Here is a 1,767-nt window from a genome sequence, read left to right as displayed (position 1 = left end):
GTGGGCATCGACGCCACGATCAGGCTGGTCGATTCGGCGCAGTATGAGCTCAGGCAGTCGACCTTCGATTTCGATCTGTTGTCGGCCGCCTTCTCCTTTTCGGCGACACCGACCCGCGACGATGTCGAGATCTTCTTCCATTCGAGCACGGCGACGGTCACCGGCTCGCGCAACCTGCCGGGCATAGCAAGCCCGGCGATCGACGCGCTGATCGACGCCGTCGGCGCCGCCAAGGACCGCGAAAACCTGACCGTTGCGATGCGGGCGCTCGATCGGGCCTTGCGCGCGCGGCGCGATTGGATTCCAAGTTGGTTCCTGGCGAATCACCGAAGCGCCTATTGGGACATGTTCGGCTTTCCCGAGCAGAAACCCGATTTCGGCTTTCCGGTCGAAGCGCTGTGGTGGGTCGACAAGGGCAAGGCGGCAAAGATTGGCAAAGGGTGAATTTCTTGCGGGCGTTGGCGCCGCCCCTCACCTGCCTGCCGGCATCCTCTCCCCGTATAGTAACGGGGAGAGGGAGGCCTTCACCAATGGTTTCGCCAATCGCAAGCGTCGCAGCGAAAGCGCCGAGATTGGGGCTAGCCCCTTTCTCCCCGTCTCTATACGGGGAGAAATCTCCGGCAGGACAATGAGGGGCGGCGCCGGCGTCGACAATTGGTCTGAAGCGACTGCCTTGGCGACGCTTTCAGGTACGGCGGGCCTACTCAAGAAGGACGATGCCTGATGGGCGCCTATATACTGCGCCGCATCCTGTTGATGATCCCGACCCTGTTCGGCATCATGGCGATTTCCTTCGCCGTCATCCAGTTCGCCCCCGGCGGGCCGGTCGAGCAGGTCATCGCCAGGCTGACCAACCAGGGCGGCACCGACCGCCTCGGCGGCGGCGGTGGCGATGCCGGCGGCGGTGGCGGCAATGTCGATGTCGCCGGCGACGTCAGCTCGAAATATCGCGGCGCGCAAGGGCTCGATCCGGAATTCATCAAGAAGCTGGAAAAGCAGTTCGGCTTCGACAAGCCGCCGCTCGAGCGCTTCGGCATGATGCTGTGGAACTACGCCCGCTTCGATTTCGGCGACAGCTATTTCCGCGACATCTCGGTGCTCAAGCTGATCCTGGAAAAGATGCCGGTGTCGATCTCGATCGGCCTGTGGATCACGCTTCTGTCCTACCTGATCTCGATTCCGCTCGGCATCCGCAAGGCGGTCAAGGACGGCTCGGCCTTCGACGTCTGGACCAGCGGCGTGGTCATCGTCGGCTACGCCATTCCCGGCTTCCTGTTCGGCATCCTGTTGATGGTGCTGTTTGCCGGCGGCTCGTTCTGGGACTGGTTCCCGCTGCGCGGCATTGTCTCGGACAATTGGGATCAGCTCTCCTGGCCGAACAAGATCGTCGACTATTTCTGGCACATGACCTTGCCGCTGACGGCGCTGGTGCTGTCAGCCTTCGCCACGACGACGCTGCTGACCAAGAACTCGTTCCTCGAAGAGATCCGCAAGCAGTATGTGGTGACGGCGCGCGCCAAGGGCCTGTCGGAGCGCAAGGTGCTCTACGGCCACGTCTTCCGCAACGCCATGCTGATCGTCATCGCAGGCTTTCCCGGCGCCTTCATCTCTGCCTTCTTCACCGGGTCGCTGTTGATCGAGAACATCTTCTCGCTCGACGGGCTCGGCCTGCTCGGATTCAAGTCCGTCGTTGACCGCGACTATCCGGTGGTGTTCGCCAACCTCTACATCTTCTCGCTGCTCGGCCTGTTCATCAATCTTCTGTCC

General features: G+C 62.1%; 1 protein-coding gene and 1 pseudogene. Both read left to right on the top strand.

The features are described from left to right. Positions 1-444: pseudogene (locus EN738_RS34125) on the top strand (ABC transporter substrate-binding protein); the annotation flags it as partial. 279 nt (positions 445-723) lie between these two features. Continuing rightward, on the top strand, positions 724-1,767 hold a 1,044-nt coding region (locus tag EN738_RS34115), incomplete at its 3' end, for a microcin C ABC transporter permease YejB (RefSeq protein WP_145967042.1).

This window comes from Mesorhizobium sp. M4B.F.Ca.ET.017.02.2.1, from assembly GCF_003998955.1.
GTDB classification, from domain to species: domain Bacteria; phylum Pseudomonadota; class Alphaproteobacteria; order Rhizobiales; family Rhizobiaceae; genus Mesorhizobium; species Mesorhizobium abyssinicae.
Note: the sequence above shows the minus strand (reverse complement) of the source record. Positions and strands in the feature narration are given on the sequence as shown.